This window comes from Empedobacter sp. UBA3239 (assembly GCF_002362875.1).
GTDB classification, from domain to species: Bacteria; Bacteroidota; Bacteroidia; order Flavobacteriales; family Weeksellaceae; genus Empedobacter; species Empedobacter falsenii_B.
This window is the reverse complement of record NZ_DEVJ01000040.1, coordinates 1-5,927: the sequence shown is the minus strand read 5'-3', so window position 1 is coordinate 5,927 and position 5,927 is coordinate 1. Positions and strand designations below refer to the sequence as shown.

Sequence of the window (5,927 nt, the reverse complement as noted above, 5' to 3'; positions counted from 1 at the left end):
TTTGTGAGATAGTGTCGTTTAATTGTTGCGATTCTAATTCCAACAAAAATTTTTTGCGTTTCTTTCCGCCAGCATATCCAGTTAACGTACCATCTGAGCCAATTACGCGATGACAAGGCACTACGATTGCAATTTTGTTTTTTGCGTTCGCATTTGCAACTGCTCGTATCGCTAATAAATCTCCAACAGCTATCGATTGTTCTTTGTATGATCTTGTTTCTCCAAATGGAATTTTGATTAATTCGTTCCAAACTTTTTTCTGGAAATCTGTTCCAATCAAATCAAGTGGAATGGTAAATTCTTTTAAATTTCCTTTAAAATAATCGTTCAATTCATTTTCTAAACGATTCAAAATATCATCATCCTTTTCAAAAATTTCACCCAAGTTTTCTATTTCTTTGAGTTGTTTTTCGGTCGATTTTCCATCAAAAAACTCTAACATACAAATTCCTTTTTCCGACTTTATTGCAAGCATTTCTCCAAGAGGTGTTTGTATTTTTTTTGAGCGAAACATTTTATAAAATTTTAGTTGAAAGTTAGAAAAATATAGTCGTAATTTGGTATCAAATTTGTTGTTAAAAATATCATAAAATTAATTTATGAAAAAATCTATTTTCGCGAGTATTTTCGCATCTTTCATTATATTCTCTTGTCAATCAAAAGGTGTTCAACAAGAACAAAAAAATACAGATTCTTTCAAAGAAATTACAGAAGCTGTAAAAAAAGAACACAATTCTATGAATTCGTTGGATTGGGCTGGGAAATATGAAGGAATTTTACCTTGTGCCGATTGCGAAGGAATAAAATATATTGTTGAATTGGAAAAAGATGGTAACTTTTTTATTGAGCAAGAATATTTAGGAAAAGAAACAGTTTATCAAGACGAAGGATTTTATAAATGGGATGCTTCTGGAAATGTTTTACATTTAAATTCGAATATAAGTCCATTAGTGTTGAAAGTTGAAGAAAACAGATTGAAAGTTTTGGATCAACAAGGAAAAGAAATTACAGGAAATTTGACAGATAAATACATCTTGAAAAAGACTAAATAATAAAAAATAAAAGGCAATCTCGATTACGGATTGCCTTCTATTTTTGAAATTATTTTAGTTCAATAAATGATCTTCTGTCAATTTTTCAAAAACTTTAATTACACCAATTACTTGAATTTCTTCTTGTAAATATTCTTCAAAAGTAAAATAGTTGTAAGCTTCAATTTCATTTGTTGGTTTTATTTCTTCGTTCAAATCGTACAGAAAACAATCTTGTTCCATCAAAAGATTCTGTTCTCCATATGCTTCAGCTGTAATATGACAATAAAAATTGAGCTCTTCTCTTACTAAATCCAAACTCAATTCTTCTTTTATTTCTCTTACCAAAGCTGTGTCAGAATTTTCACCTTTATCAATTTTTCCACCTGGTAAATACCACGCTTTTTTATTTTTGCTAAATGTCAAAAGCAGTTTATTATTTTTAATAACTAATAAACCCGCTGTTGGTAATTGAATCATCTTTTATTTTTCTAAACTTTTTTGCCATTCCCAGGCAGTACGCATACTTTCTGATAATTTTGTTTCAGGTTTCCAACCCAATTCTTTTTCTGCTAAAGAGTTATTTGCATAAGCTTCGATAATATCTCCTGCGCGACGCTCTTTGATTTCGTATTTCAATTTCAAATCATTGGCATCCTCAAATGCGTGAACAACTTCTAAAACCGTAGATCCTGTTCCAGTTCCAAGATTAAAGAATTCTAGCTTTGCTTTATTTTTATTTTCGATCAAACGAGTTACGGCTTTTACGTGTGCATCAGCCAAATCATTTACATCGATATAATCACGAATTGCCGTTCCATCACGCGTTGGATAATCATCTCCCCAAACTGATAATGCTTCTCTGATTCCAGCCGCAGTTTGTGTAACATAAGGAATTAGATTATTTGGAATTCCTTTTGGTAATTCTCCAATTTTAGCTGTTGGGTGTGCACCTACGGGATTGAAATAACGTAAACAAATCACATTTTTATCAAATGCTGCTGAGAAATCTTCTAAAATTTCTTCCCCCATTTGTTTCGTTTTTCCATAAGGAGATTCAGGTTTTTTTAGTGGAGTTTGCTCATCAATAGGCATTTTATCCGCTTGTCCGTAAACTGTACAAGACGAACTGAAAATAATATTATTAGCATCAAAATCTTTCATTGCATCCAAAAGATTAATTAAACCTAAAAGATTATTTCGATAATACATCAACGGTTTTTCAACAGATTCTCCAACTGCTTTATGCGCTGCGAAGTTGATAATTCCATCTATTTTATTTGTTTTGAAAAATTCGTTTACTTTTTCTTGATCTTTTAAATCAATCTCGAAATAAGTTGGTTTTGTTCTAGTAATAGAAGTAATTTTATCCAACACACCAATTTCTGTGTTCGATAAATCGTCTATAATCACAACTTCATAACCTGCATTTTGTAAAGCTACAACTGTGTGCGAGCCAATATAACCCAAACCTCCAGTTACTAATATTTTACTCATTTTTAATATTTAGTTTTTATAGTGAAATCAAATTTAGGAAAATAAAAAAGCTTCTGAAACTAATCAGAAGCTTTTTCGTATTATTTTTAGGATAAATTATTTTCCAAAAAATTCGCGAACAGCAGAAGTGATGTAAGCCAATTGCTCCTCATCTAACTCTGTGTGCATTGGTAAAGACATTACTTCTTCTACCAATTTGTTTGTATTTGGAAAATCTGCATCATTATAATGCCCGTTATCATACGCTTTTTGTTTGCGTAATGGAACAGGATAATAAATCATCGCAGGAATTTCTTTTTCAGTCAAGAAAGCTTGTAATTCATTACGTTTACCATTTGTTACACGTAACGTATATTGATGGAATACGTGAGTTGTGTCTTCTCCTTTTACAGGCGTTAATAATGCATCAATATCTTTAAAAGCATCTGTATAATAAGCCGCAGCTTTGTTACGAGCAGCGTTATAATCATTTAAGAAAGGTAATTTACGACGTAAAACTGCTGCTTGAACAGAATCCAAACGAGAGTTAACACCAACTTCATCGTGGTAGTAACGTTTGTACATTCCGTGATTTACAATTCCACGTAAACGATGTGCAATATCATCATCATTTGTAAAAATTGCTCCACCATCACCATAACAACCTAAGTTTTTTGAAGGAAAGAAAGATGTACAACCAATGTGACCAATTGTTCCAGCTTTTCGACCTTTGTAATCCGCTCCAATAGCTTGTGCAGTATCTTCTACAACATATAAGTTATGTTCTTTTGCAATTGCCATAATCTCGTCCATATTCGCACATTGACCAAATAAATGAACTGGAATAATTGCTTTTGTTTTTGGCGTGATTGCCGCTTTTAATTTTTCTGTATCAATTGTAAAAGTATCATAATCAACGTCAACTAAAATCGAATTTAATTTCAATAAATCAACAACCTCTACTGTTGCAGCAAATGTAAAATCTGCCGTAATTACTTCATCACCTGGCTCTAAACCTAAGGCCATCAAAGCAATTTGCAACGCATCAGTTCCGTTTCCACAAGGAATTACGTGTTTTACATTTAAGTAATTTTGCAATTCAGTTTCGAATTGTTTTACTTCTGGTCCATTAATAAAAGCAGCCGAATCCAAAACATTCAAAATTGCTGCATCAACGTCTCCTTTTATTTTTTGATATTGACTTTGTAAGTCAACCATTTGTATTTTTTTCATAACTTAATGAATCTTTCAAAATCTACAACTTTAAAAAGTCGTTATTATTACAACAAATGTACAAAAAAAGCTCATTCTAAATTTTTAACTTTGCAACATTGTGCAAGGATTTTATAACACATCAATTAAGGCGTACGGAATGGCGCTAAAATTGGCTTCGAATTTTAACGAAAAAGCAAAACTTTGGGTAGATGGAAGAAAAAATTGGGAAGAAAAAATAGCTTCTAAAATTTCAGAAACCGATAAAGTTTTGTGGGTACATTGTTCATCTTTAGGCGAATTTGAACAAGGTAGACCAGTGATCGAAGCATTGAAAGAAAACTATCCAACACATAAAATTGCTGTTTCATTTTTCTCTCCTTCTGGTTATGAAATTAGAAAGAATTATCAAGGCGCAGACGTTATTTTTTATTTGCCTTTGGACACAAAATCAAATGCAGAAAAGTTAATAAAAGTGCTTCATCCAGAAATTTTGATTTTGGTGAAATACGAATATTGGTTTAATTTGATTATCGAATTACATCAGCAAAACATTCCTACAATAGTGGTTTCGTCAATCTTTAGAGAGAGTCAAAATTTTTTCAAAAAAGACGGAAATAATTGGTTTGCGAAAAAATTAAGTTTGATAAATCATTTCTTTGTTCAAAATCAAAAATCAAAAGATTTACTGGATTCAATCAATATCACACAAAATACAATTGCAGGCGATACGCGATTTGATCGTGTCAAACAGATCATTCATCAAGATAATGAATTGGATTTTATGAATGATTTTAAACAAAATTCGAAATTAATTGTTGTTGGAAGTTCTTGGCCAAAAGATGAAGAATTATTTGTGAATTTAATCAACCAAAAATTAAATAATGATTGGAAAATTGTTTTTGCACCACATAATTTGAATGATGCTGAAATCAATTCTTTTCTGAATAAAATCAATCAAAAAGCTGTTAAATTTTCTGATTTAGAAAAAACATCCAATCAAGAGTTAATCGATTCGAAAATATTTATTCTAAATACAATTGGTATTTTATCAAAAGTCTATTCTTATGCAGATATTACCTATATTGGCGGAGGTTTTGGTGCAGGAATTCATAACACGTTAGAAGCTGTAACATTTGGAAATCCTGTCGTTTTTGGTCCTAAATACAAGAAATTTCAGGAAGCTGTGGATTTGATAGAAGTTGGCGGAGGATTTTCTATTGCTAATCGACATGAATTTGATACAATTATGAATCGTTTGATGAACGATGAAAATTTCCGAAAAGAAAGTGGAAAAAAAGCTGGAGATTTTGTTCAAAATTCACCAAATGCAACTAAAATTATTTTAGAATATTTAGATGATATTTGTAAATCTTAAAATTTTATCAATTTTTAACAAAAAAGGCACAGAAATTGTGAATCAAAAAAGCATTATTGATTTTTTTAAAGTGTAAATCAATCTTCTGTATGAATAAAACTTTACTTTTGAATTAATTATTATAACTCAGACTTAAGTAATAAAAAAATGAAGAAACTTATTTTAGGAATAGCACTTTTCGGTGGATTAAGTGCAGCAAATGCGCAAATTGATTTAGGAGTAAAAGGAGGTCTTAACTTCCCGACTTTATCTGGTGATTCTAGAAAAATTTACTCTGATAGTCAGGGAAATGGTTTAGGAACTAAATTTAGAACTGACTTTTATATTGGTGGTTATGCAAACTACAAAATAACAGATCAAATTAGTTTTCAACCAGAGTTATTATATTCTAAACAAGGAGCTGGATTGAAAACAAATGATAACTCAAAAGCTAAATTAATTACACATAATATTAATATTCCATTGATGGGACGTTATGAAATTATGGATGGATTAAATGTTGAATTTGGTCCACAATTAGGTTTCTTAGTTTCTGCTAAAAAGAAAACTGAAGAAGGAAAAATTAATGAAAAAGAAAAATTTGTAGATAATTTCAAAACATTTGATTTCGGATTAAATTTTGGTGCAGCATATAAAATTACAGATGAATTAGAAATCAATGCTCGTTTTACAAAAGGATTATCAAATATTAATGATTATTATTCACAAACAATAAATGACAATTACAAAATTACTAACACATACTTTAGTGTTGGTATAGCGTATAAATTAGCTGAAATGTAATTTATTTCAAATCAAAATATACAAAGGAGCTGTCTCAAAAGTGAGGC

7 protein-coding genes are annotated in these 5,927 nt (G+C 30.5%); 3 read left to right on the top strand and 4 right to left on the bottom strand.

Annotation, left to right across the window (positions count from 1 at the left end; genetic code table 11):
- Window positions 1-514: methylated-DNA--[protein]-cysteine S-methyltransferase (locus tag B4G36_RS05485; protein WP_291062585.1), on the bottom strand; the 514-nt coding region annotated here is incomplete at its 3' end.
- Window positions 515-599: 85 nt separating this feature from the next.
- Here B4G36_RS05485 and B4G36_RS05480 point away from each other — a divergent pair.
- Window positions 600-1,052 (top strand): copper resistance protein NlpE, encoded by a 453-nt coding sequence (locus tag B4G36_RS05480; RefSeq protein WP_291062583.1) that lies wholly within the window; start codon window positions 600-602, stop codon window positions 1,050-1,052.
- Between the two features lie 54 nt (window positions 1,053-1,106).
- Here the strand turns inward: B4G36_RS05480 and B4G36_RS05475 are convergent, their stop codons facing one another.
- From B4G36_RS05475 to B4G36_RS05465, 3 genes are all read right to left on the bottom strand, one after another.
- Entirely contained in the window at window positions 1,107-1,511 is a 405-nt protein-coding gene (locus B4G36_RS05475) for an NUDIX hydrolase (RefSeq protein WP_291062581.1), read from the bottom strand.
- A gap of 3 nt (window positions 1,512-1,514) precedes the next feature.
- Complete coding sequence (galE, locus tag B4G36_RS05470) at window positions 1,515-2,528, bottom strand: UDP-glucose 4-epimerase GalE (protein ID WP_291062579.1); 1,014 nt, start codon at window positions 2,526-2,528, stop codon at window positions 1,515-1,517.
- A gap of 96 nt (window positions 2,529-2,624) precedes the next feature.
- Window positions 2,625-3,740, bottom strand: coding sequence for a DegT/DnrJ/EryC1/StrS family aminotransferase (locus B4G36_RS05465; protein WP_286494721.1), 1,116 nt, complete (start codon window positions 3,738-3,740; stop codon window positions 2,625-2,627).
- A gap of 100 nt (window positions 3,741-3,840) precedes the next feature.
- Between B4G36_RS05465 and B4G36_RS05460 the strand changes: the two genes are divergently transcribed.
- Together B4G36_RS05460 and B4G36_RS05455 are read left to right on the top strand one after the other, a co-directional pair.
- A complete protein-coding gene (locus B4G36_RS05460; RefSeq protein ID WP_291062577.1) occupies window positions 3,841-5,097 on the top strand; it encodes a 3-deoxy-D-manno-octulosonic acid transferase in 1,257 nt (418 codons plus the stop codon).
- Between the two features lie 147 nt (window positions 5,098-5,244).
- Entirely contained in the window at window positions 5,245-5,880 is a 636-nt protein-coding gene (locus B4G36_RS05455; RefSeq protein WP_291062575.1) for a porin family protein, read from the top strand.
- Window positions 5,881-5,927 lie beyond the last annotated feature (47 nt).

Bases quoted from the DNA above. Each gene is read 5' to 3' on its own strand.
- galE (WP_291062579.1), bottom strand. From the start codon at position 2,528: ATGAGTAAAATATTAGTAACTGGAGGTTTGGGTTATATTGGCTCGCAC.
- B4G36_RS05475 (WP_291062581.1), bottom strand. From the start codon at position 1,511: ATGATTCAATTACCAACAGCGGGTTTATTAGTTATTAAAAATAATAAA.
- B4G36_RS05455 (WP_291062575.1), top strand. From the start codon at position 5,245: ATGAAGAAACTTATTTTAGGAATAGCACTTTTCGGTGGATTAAGTGCA.
- B4G36_RS05480 (WP_291062583.1), top strand. From the start codon at position 600: ATGAAAAAATCTATTTTCGCGAGTATTTTCGCATCTTTCATTATATTC.
- B4G36_RS05465 (WP_286494721.1), bottom strand. From the start codon at position 3,740: ATGAAAAAAATACAAATGGTTGACTTACAAAGTCAATATCAAAAAATA.